The sequence below is a fragment of the Mesorhizobium sp. BR1-1-15 genome, from assembly GCF_020165475.1.
Lineage (GTDB): Bacteria > Pseudomonadota > Alphaproteobacteria > Rhizobiales > Rhizobiaceae > Mesorhizobium.
Window position 1 is genome coordinate 11,469 of sequence record NZ_JAIUIF010000012.1, and the last position, 21,292, is coordinate 32,760.

Sequence of the window (21,292 nt, forward strand, 5' to 3'; positions counted from 1 at the left end):
CTATCGCATCGGTGAGTCTTGCGCGGTACGGTCGAGGGCGATGGGAAAAGTTTCACAGATTCGCGGGTCGAAATTGCCTGCCGTCTTGCGCTCGGTGGCTGATGCATTGCGAGTGGCGCGCGCGGAGCTGTCGAAGGCTCGCCTGCTGGCGCGCGCATGGTGCGAGACGATCGATGAATGCGACCGCGAAACCTATGCGGTTTCGCTGACCCGGCGCGCGCTGGAGGCCTTGTCGGCGGCCCTCGGCATTTCCCCGGCGATCTGCCCCTCGCTCGCCTTCGATACGGAGGCGCTGGACGAGCCGGCTTCCGCGCTTGCGCACAGCATCGGGGAGACCGCCGCGCGGCTGCCGATCCTCGAAGCGCTGCATCTCGTCACCAGCCTCTATCCGGTCCTGCTGCCGACCAGGGAGCGCGGTGAGCGCGGTGCCTTCTACACGCCGCCGGCGCTGGTCAATCGCCTGCTCGACCAGGCCGAGGAAGAGGGCCTGGACTGGCGCAGCGCACGGGTTCTCGATCCCGCCGCCGGCGGTGGGACGTTTCTGTTTCATGCCGCGCACCGCATGATCGCCGCGCTCGGCGATTGCGAGCCAGCCTTCGCGCTCAGCCATGTCGGCACCAGGCTTGCCGGTTTCGAGCTCGATCCCCTCGCGGCGCGGCTGGCGCAAGGCGCCCTGGAGATCGCGCTCGCCGATATCGCGACCAGGGCCGGGCGCGCCGCCCCCGCCATCGTGACGGCCTGCAACACGCTTGAAGCCGATCCGGAACCCGTCTTCGATCTCGTCGTCGGCAATCCGCCCTATGGGCGGGTCTCGCTGCCGTCGCGATTGCGCGAGCGCTATGCGCGCGGCCTCTACGGGCACGCCAATCTCTACGGCGTTTTCACCGACGCCGCGCTGCGCTGGACCAAGCCTGGCGGCCTCATCGCCTTCCTGACGCCGACAAGCTTTCTCGGCGGCCAATACTACTCGGCGCTGCGCAGCCTTCTGGCCAACGAGGCGCCGCCCGTCGCGATCGACTTCGTGCATGCGCGGCGCGGCGTTTTCGAGGACGTGCTGCAGGAGACGCTGCTTGCCGTCTATGTCAACGGCGCGCAGCCGCGGCGCGCGCAGATCCACTACGTGACCGTCGCCTCCGAGACCGAGGCCGGGATTGCCCGCAACGGCACGATAGGCTTGCCATCCGACCGCGCCATGCCTTGGCTTGCGCCGCGCACGCCGGAGCACAGCCGGCTCATCGCCCGGGCCGAGACGATGACGCATCGCCTCGTCGACTGGGGCTATGGGGTTTCGACCGGCCCGCTGGTCTGGAACCGCTTCAAGGGTCAATTGCGCGATCGCGCCGGCGGCAAGGGGGTGCATCCGTTGATCTGGGCCGAAGCCGTGACCTCCGACGGCCAGTTCGCCTATCGCGCGCGCAAGAAGAACCACGCCCCTTACTTCAAGCTGGAGGCCGGCGATGGCTGGCTGCTTGTCGAGGAGCCCTGCATCCTCGTCCAGCGCACCACCGCCAAGGAACAGGCCCGCCGCCTGATCGCCGCCGAACTTCGCCAGGAATTCATCGATGCGCATGGCGGCGTCGTCGTCGAAAACCATCTCAACATGGTCCGCGCGACCGGCAGCACGAAGGTGCCGGCGGCGGTCGTGGCGGCGCTATTGAATAGCCGTGTCGTCGACGATCTTTTCCGCTGCATCAGCGGCAGCGTCGCCGTTTCCGCCTTCGAGCTCGAAGCGCTGCCACTGCCGTCGCCCAGGAGCATCCAGGCATTGGAAAGGCTGGTCATGGCCGGTGCACCGCGCGACAGGATCGAGGCGGAATGCAGCCGCCTCTACGGTGAGCCTGCATGACGGCACGGCCGCCCTATGCGACGCGCGATCTTGTCGCCGGGCGCCTGCCGCTGATCTTTCCGGAGGGCACGCCGAACCGCATCTATTGCATCCGCGAACTTGCCGCCAGCACCGTGTTCGCCGCTCTCTACATCGGCGCCGTCGAGGGTTCGGGGCGATTCCTGGGCCCTGTCCATGTTTATCGCATGACCCGCGAGCAGGCGGCGCTGGCGGACGATGCAGATCGGGATGCCTACGCCGCAACTGTCCTGCGCAAGAACGGCGCCGTCGCGGGATCACGCTGGTACGCGGACAATACGCGCGAGCCCATCCGCGACGAGACGCTGCGGGACGGGCTGGTGGCGATCGGCGCGGTGCTGCGTCGCGAGGATCTGCCGACGACTTCAGGCCAGCCCCGCTATGCGCTGAGGGCGGCATTTGCAGCCCTGTTCGACCCGGCGCTGGAAGGCGAGGCGCTGGAAACCGCCATCGCGGACTTCCAGGAAACGCATCTCAGCAAGGGCGCGCTGGCCCGCGTGACCATCATGCGCGCCGGCGCTGTCGCCAACACCGCCGGCATCCGCGTCACGTTTCCGAACGGCGACACCAGGCTTTTGGCGCCGGGACCGAGTTCGGTCATCGCGCAAGCCGTCATCGAGGTGTTCGCCAAACGGTTTCTCGCCGCCCCTGCCATGTTGTGGCTGAGCGAGAGCGGCAACAAGGTGGTCCTGCGCGACGACGCCATCGCCAGTGCGATCGGCCTCAAGATCGAGGCCGACAGGAACTTGCCCGACATCATCCTCGCCGATCTCGGCCGCAAGGAGCCGTTGATCCTGTTCGTGGAAGTGGTGGCGACCGATGGCGCGATCACGGATCGCCGGCGCGATGCCCTCCATGCTGTCACGGACGCGGCCGGTTTCGACCGAAAACAGATCGCGTTCCTGACCGCCTATCAGGATCGCCAGTCCGCCGGCTTCAAGAAGACCGTCGCGCAGCTTGCCTGGGGCTCGTTCGCCTGGTTCGTCTCCGAACCCGGCCAACTCCTCGTGCTTCATGACGGCGCGGCCGACGGGCGTCCATTCGGCAGCTTGCCTTGGACAGTGATGTAATAACGCTTCCCCAGCGTCACTAGGACAGCCGGTCGATACACGGATTATCCGGTGTTGCGCTCCGTTGGCGGCCTAGCCTGCTATGTTTAATGTTGGAGTTATTGTATAGGAATAAGGTCTGGCGAATAGCACTTCGTTTGTTGGGAACGAGTAGCATTTCGTTTGATGGCGAGGGGAGCGCCAAACGATGAAGTTCAACTTCGATGGACCTCCAGTGGATGAATCCGAGGCTGACATCCCGCTCGCCTGCCAGCGCCAATTGTTGCCTCTCGTGGGCGAAATCGTCGAGGCGGCTGTCGCGGCCGGTTGGGACAAGGATGATGTGCTTCTGGCTTTTGTGGAACTCGCGTGGGATCTTTACGAAAAAGGTCGCGGGGACCCGCAATAGACGGCCGTGAACGACTGGCTCCGCGCCGCGCCGTTGCGTGCCACTGATGCCGAACAACGCTGTCGAACCACAGGGCCGACACAGCCTCGCATGTGAACTCCTCCTTCGTGACCGATGCGTTGCCGGCTTACGCCCGGGCCGACGAATCCGGAAGCGAAGATCCGTCAAGGCTCTTCGCTATTGACAGAAATGCTGCTGAACTTCCTTCGACGGTCAGTTCTTCTTTCTTATCTCGAATAAAGAATTTTCTTTGCGCGTGGAAGTTCTTTTCAATTCGAGGCGTGTGCGTTACGTTGATTCCGGGTCAGGGGAAGGGGATACCAAGCGGCGGTAAGCCGGCTGAGGCAACACGTATGAAACATGCGGGCGGGGCTCGGGAAAGCGGCGATTCCCAGGGCGTCGATCAAGAGCGGACAGCTCGATACGTCCTGGATATCATTCCGGAAAGTGCTGGTCCCAGAAGAGCCACCGCCCGCGGAAGCGTCATCTATTCCGTCCGCAGTCCGGGATCGCAGAAATTCCTGGCCAGGGAGCATTCCACGGGGATTGTGCTGAGGCCGGCACGCAAGCTGAGAGCCTCGCTCGGCAGTGACAGGATCACGCAGTACGATGCGCCGGTCGGCTGTCTCGTCGTCAATCCGGCGGGCGTCGACAGCACGCTGGCCTGGTCGCAGACCAGGGAGAACGCCGTCGTTTCGATCTCTCCCGAAGCGCTGTCCGAGCTGGCGGCCCATGAGTTCGACCTCCCGGACGTCAAGCTCGAGCCGCCCGCGTTCGGCACGGTTGACCTGAGGGCGCTCAACATAGCCCAGATGATCACTGCCGAACTGACCGACAGGCTGCCGCCGAACGAGCTCTATCTGGACTCGCTGCTGACGGTGTTCGGAGTGCATCTGCTGCGCGGTTATACGGGTCGCAAGAGGCAGGCCGCGTCGCCCAAAGGCGGGCTCTCCGCCGTTGGCGCCCGACGCGTGCGAGAGTATCTCGACCAGAACTTCGTGCGGAAAGTCATGGTCGCCGAGCTCGCGTCGGTCGCGGGGGTGTCACCAAATCATTTCATAGCAAGGTTCGCCGGGACATTCGGCATGCCGCCGCATCGGTATCTGATCAACCTGCGCCTCGATCTCGCGGAAAAGCTGCTGGCCGGCGGAGAGTTGCCGATTGCCGAAGTCGCCTACCTTGCCGGATTTTCGGATCAGAGCCACCTGGCCGCGACCATGAAGAGATACAGGGGAAGGACGCCAGGCGGGCTGGTGACGCTTTCCGCAGGAATTGAAAGCCCGAGCATGGCAAAGTAGCAACAGCTGCTGGCCAGCGATCCAAGACCGGAATTTCCTACAAGGCTTCCGGAGTTTTTCAAAATACGTCCGTCACCACCTGTGCCCCAAGCTTTGCTGGAGTCATTTGGAATGCCATTCAGTTCGCGCATTGCTTGCCATCCGGCCGGATCGATCACATGAGCGGGGTTGGCGATGCGGGCCCGCTTCGATCAATCACGAATTGTTTTTCAGGGGAACGGGGAGGGAGGCCTCGGGTTGAAGTTCATCTGGGAAATATCGGGAGGCCGAAAAATGCCGGGCGATGATGGTCCCCCCGGATCGGTATCCGGAGCCAATCCGGCCCGGCAGCCGCTGCTCAACGTGAAGGGCGGGCTTTCCGTCCGCAGTGCGCGCAAGGTGCAGGAGTTCCTGAACGAGAACTTCTCGCGCAAGCTGGCGCTTGCCGAAATGGCCGCCGTCTGCGGATTTTCATCGTACCACTTCGTGCGCGCCTTCTCCAAGACGTTCGGCATGCCGCCGCATCAATATGTTCTCGATCTCAGGCTGGACTTCGCGGAAAGACTTCTTGCCGACAGCCGCATGACCATCGCCGACATCGCCCATCTCAGCGGGTTTTCGAGCCAGAGCCACTTCACCACCATGATGAAGAAATACCGGCAGATGACGCCGATGCAGGCGCGGGCGGGCAAGTTTAACGCAAAGATTAGATGAAGCCGCGCTCTCGTCATTATTTGATTACTTGATTTTAAAGCAGTTGCTAAGGTAACGAGCCGTTAACCTCCGCGTATATGCTCGTATCTTTTCTCACAAGACAGCAATTTCGTGAAATACCGCGAAGGGGAATCATGTCTTCCTGCTGTGGAGTGGAAGTGTCAGACATTTCGTGCCGGCCAGCGGAGAGGGAACCATGACCGACAATCATATTTCGGGCGGCCATATTTCGGGCGGCTCGCTCCTTGTTCAGCGCCGTGCGGCGCATTTCGCCAGTCACTGGATCGCGAATGGCGATCCTCGGTCCCGTTCGGCCCGGCGCCGCTTGATGGCGGTCCTGCGCATGGCGCATCGTGCGCTGGGCATGGGGCGCAAGCGCTTGGGGCTGGGAACGCTGGGCGTCGGCGGGGCGCTCGGGACAGCCGTGACGCTGGGCGCCTTCGCGATCGGCATGGCCGCGACGCCGGCTCAGGCGCAATATCAGGCCGGCGGCGGTTCGGCGACCGCTCCCGAGGCCATCGCGGTCGGAAACGGCTCAAACGCCAGCCTTAACTGGGCCATAGCGCTCGGCTTCCAGGCCCAATCGACGGCGCAATACGGCGTCGCCATTGGTCGCACCGCGTCGGCCACGGGCACCGGCGGCGCAGTGGCGATCGGCTCCGGTACGATTTCAAACAATATCAACACGGTAGCGATCGGCGTCGCCGCGGGTGCCACTGGGGCCGGGGCCAGCGCGCTGGGCACCAACGCCCAAGCTTCGGGAGGGAACTCCACCGCAGTCGGTGTCAGCGCCACGGCCAGCAACAACTATGCGTTCGCCGCTGGCTACGGATCCGTAGCCAGCGGGCTGCGCAGCACTGCGATTGGGCAGTTCGCAGGGGCGTCCGGGCTGGATGCTGTTGCACAAGGCACCAGCACCGTTGCGAACAGCCAAAATGCCGTCGCCGTCGGCTTCCAGTCGACCGCAACCGCGATAAACGCCGTCTATCTCGGCTCGCGCACCGCTGCCGGGACGGGAGCCTTGGCCCAGAGCGCCATTGCTATCGGTACGGACGTGACGGCGTCTCAGGTCGACACCACCGCAATCGGACGCCAAAGCAAGGCAACGGGAACGGGCGCCACGGCGATGGGTAAGAACGCCAGCGCCTGGGGCAACCAGTCCATTGCATTCGGTGTGGGCGCGCAGGCAGGCGTGCAGGCCGACACGGCCGTGCCCAACAGCATCGCCATCGGCACCAGCGCGCTTGCGAATAAGAACAACGCGATGGCGCTCGGCACGCTGGCCAATGCCACGGAGGACGGTGCCATCGCCATGGGCTCCTCTACCAACGCGACAGCCACGCAGGCCGTGGCGCTTGGCGTTTCCGTCAACGCCACTGGCGCCGGCGCCACCGTGGTGGGCAGCGCAGGCTCCACTGCGTCCGGCGCCTACTCCATTGTGGTAGGCGCCACCAGTACCGCGAGCGGAGCCAATTCCATCGCCATCGGCCCCTCGACCAACGCGACGGCGGCTAACACCATCGCCTTGGGCGCCAGCGCCAAGGCGGATTCCGCCGAAGCGGTCGCCATGGGCACCAATGCGGTAGCGACCGGCGGCAAGGCCGTCTCCATCGGCTCCGGCAACACCGCCTTTGGCGACGGCGCGGTCTCGATCGGCGACCCGAGCTATGCCAGCGGCACCGGCGCCTTCACCGGCGGCGCCAACAACATCGCCAACAGCGACGGCACGGCGACCGCCACCGCGGCCAACATGGCCAACGGCGCCGTCGCGATCGGCAACAGCAACAAGGCGATCGGGCAGGGCTCGGTCGCACTGGGCAACGGCTCGACGGCGGGCGCGGCCGGCCTCGCCGGAAATGTCGCGCTCGGCGATGGCGCGACGGCGGCGGCAAGCTCCGGCGACGTGGCGCTCGGCTCGGGCTCGGTGACCACCACGGCGGTCGGCACGGCCAGCGGGGTGGTCAACGGCACCACCTACGCCTTCCAGGGCACCAACCCGACCTCGACGGTCAGCATCGGCGCGGCCGGCGCGGAACGCACCATCACCAACCTGGCGGCTGGGCGGATCAGCGCGCTCTCGACCGACGCCATCAACGGCTCGCAGCTCTTCGCCACCAACCAGGCGGTCGATGCCATCGGCGCCGTCGTCAACAACATCAATGTCGGCGGCGGCATCAAGTATTTCCATGCCAACTCGACGCTGGCGGATTCGCAGGCGCTGGGAGCCGATTCCGTCGCTGTCGGCCCGAATGCGGTCGCCAACAATGCCGGCGATGTCGCGATCGGCCTGAATTCGACGTCGGGCGCCACGACCAATGTCGGCGGCACGACGATCGGCGGCGTCAACTATACCTTCGCCGGCGGCACGCCGGCGGGCGCCTTCTCGGTCGGCTCGGCCGGCGCCGAGCGCCAGATCCAGAACGTCGCCGCCGGACAGTTGAACGGCGGTTCGACCGACGCGGTCAACGGCTCGCAGCTCTTCGCCACCAATCAGCAGGTGACGGCCAACACCACCGCCATTTCCAATATCGGCGCAGGCGTGACCAATCTCGGCAACACGATCAACAACATCACCGGCGACACGTCGACCGTCTTCACCGACGCCAATGGCGAAGGCATCCGCTATGCCCGCACCAATGAGTTCGGGCTGGCGCAGACCGATTCCTTCGCCCAGGGCGTCGGCTCCACAGCGGTCGGCTACAATGCGACCGCCACCGGCGTCAGCGCGCTGGCGCTCGGCCGCGACAGCAATGCCAGCATCGACGGCGGCGTGGCCCTCGGCTCGGGTTCGCTCTCCGATCGCCCGATCGCTCCGGCTACCGGGCAACTGCCCGCCGGCCCATCCAACTTCATCCAGTACAACACCACCGACAAGGCGCTGCTCGGCGCCGTTTCGGTCGGCAACGCCACCTCCTACCGGCAGATCACCAATGTCGCCGACGGCACGCAGGACCAGGACGCGGTGACGGTGCGCCAGCTCGCGGGCGCCATCGCCGCCGTGTCGGCCACCTCGACCAAGTATTTCCATGCCAATTCGGTGGCGGCCGACTCGCTGGCGGTCGGCGCGGAATCGGTCGCGGTCGGTCCGACCACGGTCGTCAACGGCGATAACGGCATCGGCGTCGGCAACGGCGCCATCGTCGACCAGACGGCGCCCGGCGGAACCGCGATCGGCCAGAACGCCCATGTGATGCTGGCGGACGGCCTGGCCTTCGGCACCAATTCGCTCGCCTCCGGCATCCAGTCGGTGGCGCTCGGCGCCGGCGCGCAAAGCACCTTCATCAACAGCGTGGCGCTGGGCGCGCAGTCCATCACCTCGGTCGGCGCGCAGGCCGGCTACGCGGCCTTTGCCCTGACCGCTCCGCAGACCTCGGTGGGCGAGGTGTCGATCGGCGACGCCGGAGCTGAACGCAAGCTCACCAATGTCGCGGCCGGCTCGGCCGACACCGACGGCGTCAACGTCTCGCAGCTGCGCGGCGTGTCGCAAAACGTGACCAACCTGTTCGGCGGCACCACCACGCTCAACCCCGACGGCTCGATCACCGGGCCGACCTACACCGTCCAGGGCAACACCTACACGACCGTCTATGACGGGCTCACGGCGGTCGACAATGCCTTGACCACCATCAGCAATGGCGGCGGCATCAAGTACTTCCACGCCAATTCGTCGCTGGCCGACAGTATCGCCGGCGGCACCGACGCCGTGGCGATCGGACCCGAAAGCGTGGCGAGCGGCAACGACAGCCTGGCCGCCGGCCATGGCTCTACGGCTACCGGGGCGGGCGCGGTCGCGCTCGGCCAGGGCGCACAGGCCAACAACGCCAACGATGTGGCGCTCGGCTCCGGCTCGGTGACGCAGAGCGCCGTCGGCACCTCCAGCACCGTCATCAACGGCAAGACCTATGCCTTTGCCGGCACGACGCCGACCGGAACAGTCAGCGTCGGCGATGCCGGCGCGGAGAGGACGATCACCAATGTCGCTGCCGGACGGATCGCCGCCGACAGCACCGACGCGATCAACGGTTCGCAGCTCTTCGCCTCCAACCAGGCGATCGAGGCCCTGCAAACGGGCGTCGGAAATCTCAACCAGAATGCGGTGACCTATGACACGCAGGGCGGCGCCAAGACGAACACCATCACGCTGCAAGGCGGCGACGTCAACGCGCCGGTCGTCATCTCCAATGTCGGACCCGGCGTCGCCGGCACCGACGCGGTCAATGTCAACCAGCTGACCAAGGGCCTGGACACCGCCATCAGCACATCCAACAGCTATACCGACAAGGTGGCGGCCACGACCCTGCAACAGGCCAACGACTATACCGACCAGAAACTCGGCCAGCTGAATTCGGACATCAGCGGCATCCGCGACGAAGCCCGGCAAGCGGCGGCAATCGGCCTCGCCGCCGCCTCGCTGCGCTACGACGACCGTCCCGGAAAGCTGAGCGTCGCGGCGGGCGGCGGCTTCTGGCGGGATGCCAGCGCCTTTGCCTTCGGCGCGGGCTACACCAGCGAGGACGGCCGCATCCGCGGCAATGTCTCGGGCACGGCGGCGGGCGGAAATGTCGGTGTCGGCGCCGGCCTGAGCTTCACGTTGAACTGAGGCGGGAATGAACGGGGCAACCAGCCGTCATGCCCGGCTTTTCCTCCTGACCTGCCTGGCGCTTGCCGGCGGCCTGTCCTTGGCCGCCGGGCCAGCCGCCGCGCAAGCGACCGCGCCCTACAGGATCAAGCCGTCCGACGTGGCGGTGCCGCCGGATGTGAAGCTGGGCCAATACCAGCGCACCATCCGGCCCTTCGAGAACTGGACGCTGATCTGCGACGAGAACCTCAAGGCGCGCAAGAAGGTCTGCAATGTCTCGCAGGTGATCGAGGACGGGGCCGGCAAGATGGCCTTCAGCTGGTCGCTCGCGGCCACGCAGGACGGCAAGCCCTACATGATCCTGCGCACCGCGCCGAACGCGAAAAGCGACGGCCTGGTGTCGCTGAAGTTCGACGGGCGCGACCCGATCGACGTCCACTTGAACGGCTGCAACGAAGTGGTCTGCGTCGGCATGCTGCCGGTGGGGCCCGTCATGCGCCAGCAGATAGTGCAGAAAGCGACGCCGGCCATCTCCTACCCGACCGTCGACGGCCAGACGATTACCGTGACCGCAACGCTCAAGGGGCTGTCCGAGGCCCTTGCGCCAATCAAATAACCGAGGCAGCACCGTGAACCAGCAAGACCCGTTCATCTCCCCAGCGCGCGGCCCGAGCGTGGAGCCGGACCGCAAGAGGATCGTCGAGCCCGATCGCAAGAGGGGCGCCGAGCCGCAGCGGCGGTGGCCGCGCGTCCTGGGCTTCTCGCTGCTGGGGCTGGCCATGATCGGCATCGGCTTCGCTGCCGCCAACTATGCCGCGATCGCCGGTCTCGTCGGCACCCCGACGGCCGCACAGGCCGGGACGGCGCCGCCCGCATTGCCGGACTCGCCCTTCCTCGAACATGTCAAACAGGCCGGGGTGCAGGCCTGCTCGACGATCTTTCCTGTGCTCGGACAGGTGCTGACGACGGGTTCTAAATACAGCGTCAAATCCTTGTGGAACGACCAGGCCGCCGACAAGCACGCCGTGCAGGCCCTCGTCGGCATGGATTATGCGACGGAAAAATACAGCGGACCGGCCGCCGGCGTGGTTTTCGCATCGCCCACCGCTTCCGGCTGCGAAGGCGCGATGGTGCGGGTGGCACCGTTCGCCAGCCCGTGTTCGGAGATCCCGTCCGTTCTTCCGCAAGGCAGCAAGATCACCGACCATCTCGGCCAGGTAGAAGTGTATGAGCTGGGCGGCAATTCGGGCGAAGCGCTTCTGCTGCCGACCGGCAATAGCTGCGTGGTGATTTCCATAGCGTCGGCGTCGAAGTGAGACACGGGATAGGCGAATGGGCGAGGGCTCCTGGAAAGGATTGCAGACCATGATATCGCGACGTCTGGCAGTTTTGTGCATGGCCCTGCTGTGGAGCGGGCAGGTTGTCTCGGCCGACCTTGTGGCGCCGCCGGAGCCGGAGCCGAAGGAGGAAAAAGGCATCTGGGGGGCGATCGCCTATTCCAGCATCGATACCAAGCACGGCTTCTTCTGGGGCGCCGACAAGCGCCAGGAGGCGAAGGACGCCGCGATGAAATATTGCGAGAACGCCGGCGGCAAGGGCTGCACTGTTGTCACGGTGTTCCGCAATCATCGCCATTGGACAGACGACGACGAGACCGGCTTTCCCTACAAGCACTGCGGCGCCCTGGCCGTGGCTAAGGAGAAGCAGAGCGACCGGCTGACGCCGTGGGGCGCGAACTCCGCCGAGACCCGCAAAGACGCGGAAGATCTCGCTCTGCATGCCTGCGAGGCGGCGGGAACCGAATGCAAGATCCGCGAGTGGGTCTGTACCTGAAGCGCGCCGCGCTCACACGGCGCGCTTTGGAATTGCTTTTGCACGCTGCGTGAGGCAGATGACCATGCCCGCGGCCCCGAAAATCCCATCCGGTTTTCGGGGCCATGCGCGTGAACCCCGAAAGAGAAAGTCGCCATCGTTGTTTGACAGATTTGTTCTTCTGAAGGCGGCCGCAATCTGCGCGGTGGCGCTGCCCGCATCGAGTGCCTGTGCGCAACAACAGCAGGCGGCCACGCTTCCAAACGGCGCGTCGTCGCTCCAGGAGACCTATCAGGACTGGAGCCTGGCCTGCACCATCCAGGACAATGCACGCGCCTGCTCGGTTTCGCAGGACCAGACGCAGAAGAACGGCCAGAGGCTGCTGGCGGTGGAGTTGCGGGCGGGGCCGAAGGGTGGATTGACCGGAACCCTGCTTCTGCCGTTCGGTATCCTGTTCGACCCAGGCGTGACGATCCAGATCGACGACCAGCCGCCCCTCGGCCAGTTGCGGTTCCGCACCTGCCTGCCGAACGGATGCGTGGCGCAGTTTCCGATCGACCGGGCGCTGGCGCAGAAGCTGAAGGCGGGCGGCGTATTGACGCTCAACGTCATCACCGACGCCGAGACCAAGCTCAACTTCCCCGTCTCCCTGAAAGGCCTCGCCGCCGCCCTCGACCGCGTCGCGGCGCTGAGCGGGCGCTGAGGAGGGACGAAGTCGGTTTTACTCCAGCTCGCGCGGCCTTTGGGCCGCAGCGCCGGAGCCCCACAAGGCGCGCCTGAGCAGGTTCCGTCCGCCCTTGCGCGGCACAAGATTAATATCGCTTACAAGCTTTGCGCCGCCCTCGCGCCGCTCCAATGTGATCTTGCGGCTGTGGAAGGCTTCCAGCTCGGCGCGATGCGCGACGCTTATGATGGTCACCTTCGGTAATTCATGGATGACCGTCTCCATCATCTTGTCCTGGCTCTTCTCATCGAGCGCAGACGTCGCTTCGTCCAGAACGACGATATCGGGATGATGCAGGAGGAGGCGCGCGAAGGCGAGCCGCTGCTTTTCGCCACCCGACAGGGTCTGGTCCCAGGGCGCGTCTTCCTCGATTCGGTCCTTGAGATAATCGAGCCCCACCTTGTCGAGGGCGGCGTTGATCTTCTCCAGCGTCCAGTTGTCGGCGGCGGCCGGATAGGCGACCGCGCGGCGCAGCGTCCCGGAGGGGATGTAGGGACGTTGCGGCAACATGAACAGCCGCCTGCCGGGGTGGAAGTCGACGCTGCCGCCACCCCACGGCCAAAGGCCGGCGACGGCGCGCACCAGCGTGCTCTTGCCCGAACCGGATTCGCCGGCCACCAGCACCCGCTCGCCAGGCTCGATCTCTACCTCGGTTTCCTTGACCACGCCGGTGCCGTCGTCGAGCGACACCGAGAGATTGTCCAGGCTGAGCATCGCACCGTCTTCGGTTTCGCCGTGCCTGATGCGGCCCAGCGCGTCGCTGCGTTCGGCGCGCTCCAGCCCGTCAAGCGACATCATCAGCGAGGCAATACGCCGTGCCGAGGCGTTCCAGTCGGCGAGGCGGGGATAGTTGTCGACCAGCCATCCGAACGCGGCCTGCACGATGGCGAAGGCTGAGGCAGCCTGCATGATCTGTCCAAGGGTCATGCTGCCTTCGAGAAATTTTGGCGCGCAAAGCAAGATCGGCACGACCGGCGCAAACAGGCTCGACCCCTGCGACACCAGCGCTGTGCGCATGTGCTGGCCTGTCAGCAGCGCCCATTGCCGGAGCACCGTGCCGAACGTCTTGTCGATGCCGCTGCGCTCCTCCTCCTCGCCGCCGAGCAAGGCGATGCTCTCGCCGTTTTCGCGCACGCGCGTCAGCGTGTAGCGGAAATCGGCTTCCGCCTGGTTCTTCTGCTCGGAGAGCCGCACGAAATGGCGGCCGATGACCACCATCGAAGTGGAGGTGATGGCGGCGTAGATCACCGCGGTCACGACCAGGAAGCCGGGAATGGTGACGCTCCAGCTTCCGATCTGCAAAGTCAGCGCCCCGCCGATCGTCCACAGCACCACGATGAAAGTGGAGGCCGACAAAAACGCGTTGATCACGCCGGAGATGAAATCGACGGGCGATTCCGTGGCGATCCGCAAATCCTCCGCGATGCGTGCCTCGGGGTTCGTGTGGTCGCCGCCCACGAGGTTCAGCTGATAGTAGCGGCCGCTTGCGAGCCAGCGCGCGATGATGGCGGTGGTCGACCAGGAACGCCAGCGGCGCTGGATCGTCATGCGAAGGTAGACTTGCGCGACGACAAGGCTTGCGCTTCCAACCACCAGCGGCGGGAATACGGCGCTGAGCACATAGACGGTGTGGGCGTCGCGCTGCTCGATGGCATCGAAGATCGAGCGGTTCCAGATGTTGATCCCATACTGGAAACCGACATTGATGCATATCAGCATCAACAGACCGATCGTGAACGGCCAGGCCAGCTTGTCGCCGCGCGTGCTCCAGTAGCCGCGCGCGCTGATCCAGAAGCGCCTCAGCAGGTATCGCTTGCGCGCCTGCTCGGCCTCCCGCGGCGTCAGCTCCGGACCGGGTTCGATGGCCCCGGGCGGCGGCGCAGCCTCGCCCACGACCTCGGACGCAACTTCGACTGTCGAGGCCTTCTCCTGGTGCGACTTCTCTGCCTTGCGCCGCCTGGCGCCGTCGACCGTTTTCGGCATGAGTTCAGCCTCGGATGTAACGGCGACAACGGCCTAAAAATCAAAAAGTTTCACCAGGCCCGCTCCAGACGGCGCCATGGGTCTCCCCGTGCTCCCCTGCTCGACCCGCGATGCCGCCAGCCGCCGCTGGACAATCGCCAGCCGGCGGGCCCGTTTAGCGACGGTCTCCTCGCAGCCGGAACGAGACCGTGTGCTTGGAACCAATGATGGGCGAGACTGTTTAGCCATGAACTTCGATGCGACGCCGACGTCCCGGCCCGGTCGGGTGAGCAGCGACCTTGAGGAGCCCCTTGTCATGAAGATTTCGTCCAGATTTCGTTCAGTCGCCATCGCCGTCATCACTGCCGCGGGCGTTGGCTTTGCCAGTGTCGCGCACGCCGACACCGGAACGATCCGCTTCTCCATCTACAAGGCGGCCTTCTTCATCGGCGGCGCCGGAGGCGAGGGCACGCTGACCTTCCATGGCCGCCGGTATCCGATCTCGGTCGGCGGCATTTCGGGCGGCCTCGCCTTCGGTGCCTCCAAGACCTATTTCCGGGGCACCGTGCGCCATATCAAGCGCGCCCGGGACGTGACGGGTGTGTACGGCGCGGCGGGCGGCGGCGGCGCGCTCGGCAAGGGCGCCCAGGTGATCGTCATGACCAACGACAAGGGCGCTCAGCTCGAGCTCACGGGCAGGCAGGTAGGGCTGCAAGTCAACGCCGATCTCAGCGGCATGAGCATCACGGTGAAGTGAGGGCGATCACTGCGTCGGTGTTTCCAGGGATGAGCCGGCGGCCCCTCCCTACCGCTCCTCCACGATCCGCAGATAGGCCGCAGTCACGAACAGCACGATCAGGCCGAACAGGATCCTTCTTGCCCCCTCCGGCATCTGCAAAATCGTCAGCAGCGTCGTCAGCACGGTCAGGATCAAGGCACCGATGATGGTGCCGGTATAACCGCCGCGGCCGCCGAAGATGGAGGTGCCGCCGATGACGGCGGCGGCCACGGAGGGCAGCACCAGCGGTTCGGCGAGAGACAGGGAAGGGGCCTTGATCAAGCCGATATAGAGCAGGCCGGTGATGCCGGCGAGCAGGCTGGAGAGGACGTAGAGCGCGGTGATGACCTGCCAGTAGCGCACGCCGGAAAGGCGGGTCGCGCGCTCATTGTCACCGACGGCGTAGAGCAGGCGGCCGAAACCGGTGCGGTTGAGGCCGAAGACGATCAGCACCGCGACGGGGACGAACAGAAGCAGCGCGTTGGGAAACCCTGCGGTCACGCCGGTGCCGAGCCAGGCGAGGAAATCGGGGATCTTGGCGCCCGAGGCGATCACCGTGCGTTGATAGACCTGCAGGAAGCCGGTGCCGATCAGGCTGGTGCCCAGCGTCATGATCAGCGGATGGACGCGGAAGACGCCGACGCCGATGCCGTTGACGAGGCCGATCAGCACCGCCGGCATCATCGCCAGGAGGAAGGCCACGGCTGGGTCCTGGTTGACGGCTTGCGTAGCCATGATGAAGGCGCTCATCGTCGCCACCGTGCCGACAGAGAGATCGATGCCGCCGGTCAGCATGGTCATGGTCTGGCAGCCGGCAAGGATCGCCAAGGGAATGGCGAATTTGATGGTGTTGGCGATCCAGCGCTCGTTGACGATGCCGGGGCGCAGGATCTGCAAAATCACAACCAGGATGACCAGCAGGATGACCAGCGGAATCAGCGGCCGGTCGGCCATGAAGCGTTTGACACGGCGGCCGAAGGGGACGGGTTGGGGCGTGATTGCTGACGTGCTCATGGGGTGGCTCTTGTCTGCAAATGTAGCGCCCTACGGCGCCCCCCTCTGTCCTGCCGGACATCTCCCCCTCCAGGGGGGAGATCGGACGGGGTGACGGCTTTCGCAAATTGTCGGCGTTGCAAGAATGAGCGAGACGCCGAAGCTGCCAATCTCCCCCCTTGAGGGGGAGATGTCCGGCAGGACAGAGGGGGGCCTCGTAGAGCGCTGCGCCACATTTCACGCCCACTCATCATTGCCGCCCCCGCATCGTAATGAAAGCCCCGAACATCACCACGGCGACCATGATCAGGCCCTCGATGATGGCGGTGACGTTGGGATCAATGGCGAGCAGGGTGAGATCGGTGCGCACCAGGCGCAGCACGAAGACGGCGACGATGGGGCCGAGCAGGCCGCCCTTGCCGCCGCCCAGCGCCACGCCGCCCAGCACCACGGCCGCGACGCTGGCGAGCAGATAGGGGCCGGGAATAGGAGCGCCGATGCCGGTGCTCATGGTCAGCGCCAGGCCGCCCATGGCCGCGAACAGGCCCGACAACGCATAGGCGATGATGCGGGTGCGCTTGACCGGCACGCCGCTGCGGAACGCCGCCAGCTCGCTCGAGCCGATGGCGTAGATGGACAGGCCGAGGCGCGAGCGCCTCAGCGGTATCCAGACGATGCAGAGGCAGATGATCAGCACCAGCAGAGCCTTCGGCAGCCAGGCGTCGATGTTCTGCGGCAGGCCGGGTATCGGGACCGTGCCTGAAATCATCGCCTTCAGCCATTCGGCGGCGGCGCCGCCCGGCGCGCCGAGCACCAGAAGAGCCGCCCCTTGCAGCACGAACAGCATGGCGAGCGTCACCACGATGTCGGGGACACGGGTGGCGACAATGAGCAGGCCGTTGAGCGCGCCGAGCACAAAACCCATGGCCAGTACGAAAGGCACCACGAACAGCGCGTATTCTTCCGAGGCGCCGGCCATCATCGAGGCGGCGGTGACGCTGGTCAGCGCCATCATGGCGGCGACCGACAGGTCGATGCCGCCGGCGATGACGACGACGGTCTGCGCGGCCACGGCAAAGGCGTAGGGCAAGACGGCCCGCGCGAGCGAGCCGAAATCGCCGCTGCCATAGCCGGGCTGGATCAGCTTGGTGACGACGAACAGCACGACGAGGAGGGCGAACAGGCCGGCGACCCAGCCCTGGCGGCGCAGGAGATGGCTCATGGCGTCACCTCCGGTGCATCCGGGGTATTTGCTGTGGGGTCCGCCAAAATGCCGACATCGGCCTTGGCGCCGCGCGGCAGGCCGTAGGCGGCGCGCATCAGTGCCGGCTCGTCCGCCTCCTCGACCGGGAAGATATCGACGACGCGGCCGCCGAAGATGACGATGACGCGATCGCAGACGCGTTGCACCTCTTCGAGTTCCGAGGTGTAGAACAGCACCGACTTGCCGTGGCCGGCGAGCTCGCGCAGCAATTTGTAGATCTCCTGTTTGGTGCCGACATCGATGCCGCGCGTCGGGTCGAAGCACAGGATGGTGCGGGCGTCCGCCGCGATCCAGCGTGCGATGGTCACCTTCTGCTGGTTGCCGCCGGACAGGCGCTGCACCTCGCCTTGCGCGCGGGTGTCGATCTGGAGGCGCGCGATGGCGCTCGCCACCGTGGCGCGCTCCTTGCGCATGGCGATCGGCCCCCAGTTGCGCAAGGCGGCGCTGAAGGGCAGCGCGATGTTCTCGCGCACCGAGCGCTGCATGGCGAGGGCTTCGGAACGGTCGCCCGGCACATAGGCGATGCCGGCGCGGATGGCGTCGATCGGATGGGTGAATTTCGCCGGCTGGGCGTCGACCTCGATCGTGCCGCCGGACGGTTTGATCGAGCCGGCAAGGGCGGCGAACAATTCATCCTGGCCCTGGCCTTCGAGCGCGACGACGCCGGCGACCTCGCCGTCGGCGAGCTCGAAGGAGACGTCGTTGAGCTTGGTGCCGACGCGCAGATTGCGCACGGCGAGACGCGGGCGGGCAGGGGCCGATGTGGCGGCCTGGCCGGCGGCGCGGGCGGTCACCTTGGTCTTCTCGATGCGGGCGCCGAGCATCAGCTCGACGATCTTTTCCTCCACGCCGGGCTCGATGTCGAGAACGCCGACGGTCGCGCCGTCGCGCAGCACGGTGGCGCGGTCGCAGAGCGCCGAGATCTCGACGAAGCGGTGCGAGATGAAGATCACGGCGCGGCCGCTGTCGCCCTGGCGACGCACGACTTCCAGCACCTTTTCGGCAAGATTTGCGGGGAGCGCCGCGGTCATCTCGTCGAGCAGCAGCACGTCGGGCTCGACGGCGAGCGCCCGCGCCAGGTCGAGCACGCGCAGCACCGCCAGCGGAATGTCGCGCGCGGTGTCGCGCAGGTCGAGGTCGGGAATGCCAAGTTCGCGCACCCAGGCGCGGAACGGCTCGACGGGCGTGCCGGTCAGCCGCAGATTGGACAGTATGTCGAGATCGGGGATCAGCGACGGTTCCTGGTAGACGGGCAGAAGGCCAGCGCGGCGCGCGGCGGCGGGCGAGCGTATGTCACGCGCCTCGCCACGGATCAGCACGCGCCCGGCCGAGGCAGGAACCGCGCCGGTCAGGATCTTCACCAGCGTCGACTTGCCGGCGCCATTGGCGCCCATCAGGGCATGCACCTCACCCGGCAGGACAGACAGCGACGCGTCGCGCAGCGCGGCAACCGCGCCGTAATTCTTGGCGACGCCGGAGGCGTCAAGGAGGGGTTTGGTGGTCAAATTGCTGTCCGTACCAGAAACTCAATTGCTGGCGCTCTACGGCGCCCCCCTCTGTCCTGCCGGACATCTCCCCCACAAGGGGGGAGATCGGCCGTAACTTCGGCTTTCGCCAATTTTCAACGTGGCAAGACGAGAGCCGGCGCCGAAACTGCCAATCTCCCCCAAGTGGGGGAGATGTCCGGCAGGACAGAGGGGGCGCCGTAGAGCGCTAACCTATCAAACCTTTGGTTGGCGGGGACGGCAAACGCCATCCTCGCTAGCCAATCAAAATAGCCCTTACTCCCCCGGCCCCTTGCACGCTACGATCTGGTCCTTGGTGTAGGTCGTCCAGTCCGGGATCGAGATCGAGACCGGCCATTCCGGGCTGAGCGACGGATCGGCGGCGGCCTTCAGCTTGGCCTTGCCTTCCTCGGTGGCGTTTTCCCAGAGCTGCGGCTCGACCAGAACGGTCTGCTGCGCCGGCTTCTTGCCGTCGAGGATCTGGAGCGCGAGCGTCACGCCGGCGCCGCCGATCGAGCCGGGATTGGTCACGGCGGCCCCGACCAGGTCCTTGACCGAATTCAGCTGGCCGACGAAACCGGCATTGTCGGCGCCGACCACGGGCACCATCGGCGCCTGCGATTCCACCAGCGCGTCGACGATGACGTTGTCGATGCCCGAGGTCCACACGCCGTTGAACGGCGTGCCGGTGGCGAGGAAGGACAGCATCTGCTGCTTGGCCTGGTCCTGCTGCCAGCCGGTGAACACTTCCTGCGCGACTTTCACGTCGGGAAATTCGGCCAGCGCCTTCTTGAAGCCCTTGTCCCGATCCGAGTCGGCCGAGGCGCCGGCGGCGCCGCGCATGTAGAACACCTCACCCTTGCCGCCCATCTGCTGGAACAGCCATTTGGCGCCGAGATAGGCATATTGTTCCTGGTTGTTGGAGATGATGTAGGCCGAGGGTTCGGTGACCGCCTGGTCGACGGCGACGACAACGATGCCGGCCTTGGTGGCTTCCTCCAGCCCCGCCTTGATGCCGGCGGGATCAGCCGGATTGACGACGATGGCGTCGACCTTGGCGCTGATCAGGTTGCGGATGTCCTCGAGCTGCCCGGCGGCGTCGGTGTTGCGGTGGGCGATGTTGAGCTTGGTCACTTCGCCGGAGGCCAGCGCCTGCGCCTTCATGGCGCAGACCATCTCCTCGCGCCAGCCATTGCCCTGCACGGTGTTGGAGATGCCGATCGTGTATTTGCCCTCGGCGGACGAGGCGCCCATCGAGGCCAGCAAGGCAGCGCCGGCAAGGAGCGGCACCATGGTCAGGTATTTCTTCATTTCAGATTTCCTCCACTTTGATTTTCGTTTCGATTCCAAGTCGTTACACCGGGCCGCGCAGAAAGAGATTCAGGCGGCGCCTCGATGTTGTTTTTGCGCCTTCATTTGACGAAGGGACGCAGCACGTCGCGGGCAAGCAGGAAACCGCGCTTGACCTTATCGTCGCTGCCCTCGAACCACCGGTCCTCGTGCTCGATGATGATCGGGCCGTCGTAGCCGGCACGATAGAGGCCGGAGAAGAAGCCGTTCCAGCCGACATCGCCCAGCCCCGGCATGCGCGGCACCTGCCAGCCTATGCCAGACGAAAGGATTCCGCGCTCGTACAAACCATCATGATCAATCATCAGGTCCTTGGCATGGACATGCAGCATGTAGGGGCCGAATTCCCTGATGAAGCGGGCCTGATCGATCATCTGCCAGACCAGGTGCGAAGGATCGAAATTCATCCCGACATCGCCGCCCCAGGTTTCGAGGATGCGGCGCCAGACCAGCGGCGAATAGGCGATGTTGTGGCCGCCCGGCCATTCGTCATAGCTGAAGATCATCGGGCAGTTCTCGAAAGCGAGCTTGACGCCGTGATCGCGCGCATGGGCGACGATATCGGGCCAGATTTCGAGCGCGTGCTGCCAGTTGACGTCGACGGTCTTCGAGGCATCGCCGCCGCAGAAGGTGTTGACCAGGGGCACGCCCATATTCGCGGCCAGCACGATCACCTGCTTCAGATGGTCGATCACCGTCTTGCGGTGGGCGGCATCGGGATGCAGCGGGTTGGGATAATAGCCGAGACCGGAAATGGTCAGCCCCTTGCCGGCAAGGTTTGCCGCGATATCCCTGGCCTGCGCCGGCGAGGTCGCGGCGGCGTCGATGTGGCTGGTGCCGGCATAGCGGCGGCTGGCGCCCGAGGCTTTCGGCCAGCAGGCGATTTCCAGCGCCTCGAAGCCGGCCGAGCTTGCCCAGTCGGCGACCGCGTCGAGCGGCGTCTCCGCGAACGGTGCGGTGAGCAGTCCAAGCCTCATAATGCCTCCCCCGGTCGTGAATTCACGACCGATTC

At 65.6% G+C, this 21,292-nt stretch carries 17 protein-coding genes; 11 read left to right on the forward strand and 6 right to left on the reverse strand.

Features of this window, described 5'->3' with window-relative positions; genetic code table 11:
- Nucleotides 1–73: 73 nt before the first annotated feature.
- The 10 genes from LB541_RS19845 (at nt 74) to LB541_RS19890 (ending at nt 12,407) form a co-directional block, all read left to right on the forward strand.
- Nucleotides 74–1,846 (forward strand): class I SAM-dependent DNA methyltransferase, encoded by a 1,773-nt coding sequence (locus LB541_RS19845; protein ID WP_224619412.1) that lies wholly within the window; start codon nt 74–76, stop codon nt 1,844–1,846.
- Complete coding sequence (locus LB541_RS19850; protein WP_140500097.1) at nt 1,843–2,934, forward strand: BsuBI/PstI family type II restriction endonuclease; 1,092 nt, start codon at nt 1,843–1,845, stop codon at nt 2,932–2,934. The genes LB541_RS19845 and LB541_RS19850 overlap by 4 nt, the downstream gene beginning before the upstream one ends.
- A gap of 187 nt (nt 2,935–3,121) precedes the next feature.
- Nucleotides 3,122–3,322: a hypothetical protein gene (locus LB541_RS19855; RefSeq protein WP_140500096.1), complete on the forward strand. Its 201-nt coding sequence runs from the start codon at nt 3,122–3,124 to the stop codon at nt 3,320–3,322.
- A gap of 107 nt (nt 3,323–3,429) precedes the next feature.
- Nucleotides 3,430–4,620, forward strand: coding sequence for a helix-turn-helix domain-containing protein (locus LB541_RS28640; protein ID WP_224619413.1), 1,191 nt, complete (start codon nt 3,430–3,432; stop codon nt 4,618–4,620).
- Between the two features lie 174 nt (nt 4,621–4,794).
- Nucleotides 4,795–5,313 carry an AraC family transcriptional regulator gene (locus LB541_RS19865; RefSeq protein WP_140500094.1) on the forward strand — a complete coding sequence of 173 codons (519 nt, stop codon included), beginning with the start codon at nt 4,795–4,797 and terminating at the stop codon, nt 5,311–5,313.
- A gap of 196 nt (nt 5,314–5,509) precedes the next feature.
- Nucleotides 5,510–9,913 carry a YadA-like family protein gene (locus LB541_RS19870; RefSeq protein WP_224619415.1) on the forward strand — a complete coding sequence of 1,468 codons (4,404 nt, stop codon included), beginning with the start codon at nt 5,510–5,512 and terminating at the stop codon, nt 9,911–9,913.
- 7 nt (nt 9,914–9,920) lie between these two features.
- Nucleotides 9,921–10,508: an invasion associated locus B family protein gene (locus LB541_RS19875; RefSeq protein ID WP_140561110.1), complete on the forward strand. Its 588-nt coding sequence runs from the start codon at nt 9,921–9,923 to the stop codon at nt 10,506–10,508.
- A 13-nt stretch (nt 10,509–10,521) separates the two neighbouring features.
- On the forward strand, nt 10,522–11,208 hold the full coding sequence (locus tag LB541_RS19880; RefSeq protein WP_140895385.1) for a hypothetical protein: 687 nt from the start codon (nt 10,522–10,524) through the stop codon (nt 11,206–11,208).
- A 49-nt stretch (nt 11,209–11,257) separates the two neighbouring features.
- On the forward strand, nt 11,258–11,725 hold the full coding sequence (locus tag LB541_RS19885; RefSeq protein ID WP_140558900.1) for a DUF4189 domain-containing protein: 468 nt from the start codon (nt 11,258–11,260) through the stop codon (nt 11,723–11,725).
- A 64-nt stretch (nt 11,726–11,789) separates the two neighbouring features.
- Nucleotides 11,790–12,407, forward strand: coding sequence for an invasion associated locus B family protein (locus tag LB541_RS19890; protein WP_224619417.1), 618 nt, complete (start codon nt 11,790–11,792; stop codon nt 12,405–12,407).
- Nucleotides 12,408–12,425: 18 nt separating this feature from the next.
- Here the strand turns inward: LB541_RS19890 and LB541_RS19895 are convergent, their stop codons facing one another.
- The gene (locus LB541_RS19895) at nt 12,426–14,411 is read right to left on the reverse strand and encodes an ABC transporter ATP-binding protein/permease (protein WP_224619419.1); all 1,986 of its coding nucleotides are present in this window, start codon (nt 14,409–14,411) and stop codon (nt 12,426–12,428) included.
- A 295-nt stretch (nt 14,412–14,706) separates the two neighbouring features.
- On the opposite strand from LB541_RS19895, the gene LB541_RS19900 reads away from it, so the two are divergent.
- Nucleotides 14,707–15,147 carry a hypothetical protein gene (locus LB541_RS19900; RefSeq protein ID WP_140500175.1) on the forward strand — a complete coding sequence of 147 codons (441 nt, stop codon included), beginning with the start codon at nt 14,707–14,709 and terminating at the stop codon, nt 15,145–15,147.
- Nucleotides 15,148–15,195: 48 nt separating this feature from the next.
- Here the strand turns inward: LB541_RS19900 and LB541_RS19905 are convergent, their stop codons facing one another.
- The 5 genes from LB541_RS19905 to LB541_RS19925 all read right to left on the reverse strand — a co-directional run bounded on the left by LB541_RS19905 (nt 15,196) and on the right by LB541_RS19925 (nt 21,257).
- Entirely contained in the window at nt 15,196–16,182 is a 987-nt protein-coding gene (locus LB541_RS19905; protein WP_140516049.1) for an ABC transporter permease, read from the reverse strand.
- A 229-nt stretch (nt 16,183–16,411) separates the two neighbouring features.
- On the reverse strand, nt 16,412–17,383 hold the full coding sequence (locus tag LB541_RS19910) for an ABC transporter permease (RefSeq protein ID WP_140561105.1): 972 nt from the start codon (nt 17,381–17,383) through the stop codon (nt 16,412–16,414).
- Entirely contained in the window at nt 17,380–18,930 is a 1,551-nt protein-coding gene (locus tag LB541_RS19915) for a sugar ABC transporter ATP-binding protein (protein WP_224619420.1), read from the reverse strand. The genes LB541_RS19910 and LB541_RS19915 overlap by 4 nt, the downstream gene beginning before the upstream one ends.
- 276 nt (nt 18,931–19,206) lie before the next feature.
- On the reverse strand, nt 19,207–20,241 hold the full coding sequence (locus tag LB541_RS19920; protein ID WP_140582418.1) for an ABC transporter substrate-binding protein: 1,035 nt from the start codon (nt 20,239–20,241) through the stop codon (nt 19,207–19,209).
- Nucleotides 20,242–20,342: 101 nt separating this feature from the next.
- A complete protein-coding gene (locus LB541_RS19925) occupies nt 20,343–21,257 on the reverse strand; it encodes a sugar phosphate isomerase/epimerase family protein (RefSeq protein WP_140622968.1) in 915 nt (304 codons plus the stop codon).
- Nucleotides 21,258–21,292: the final 35 nt, after the last annotated feature.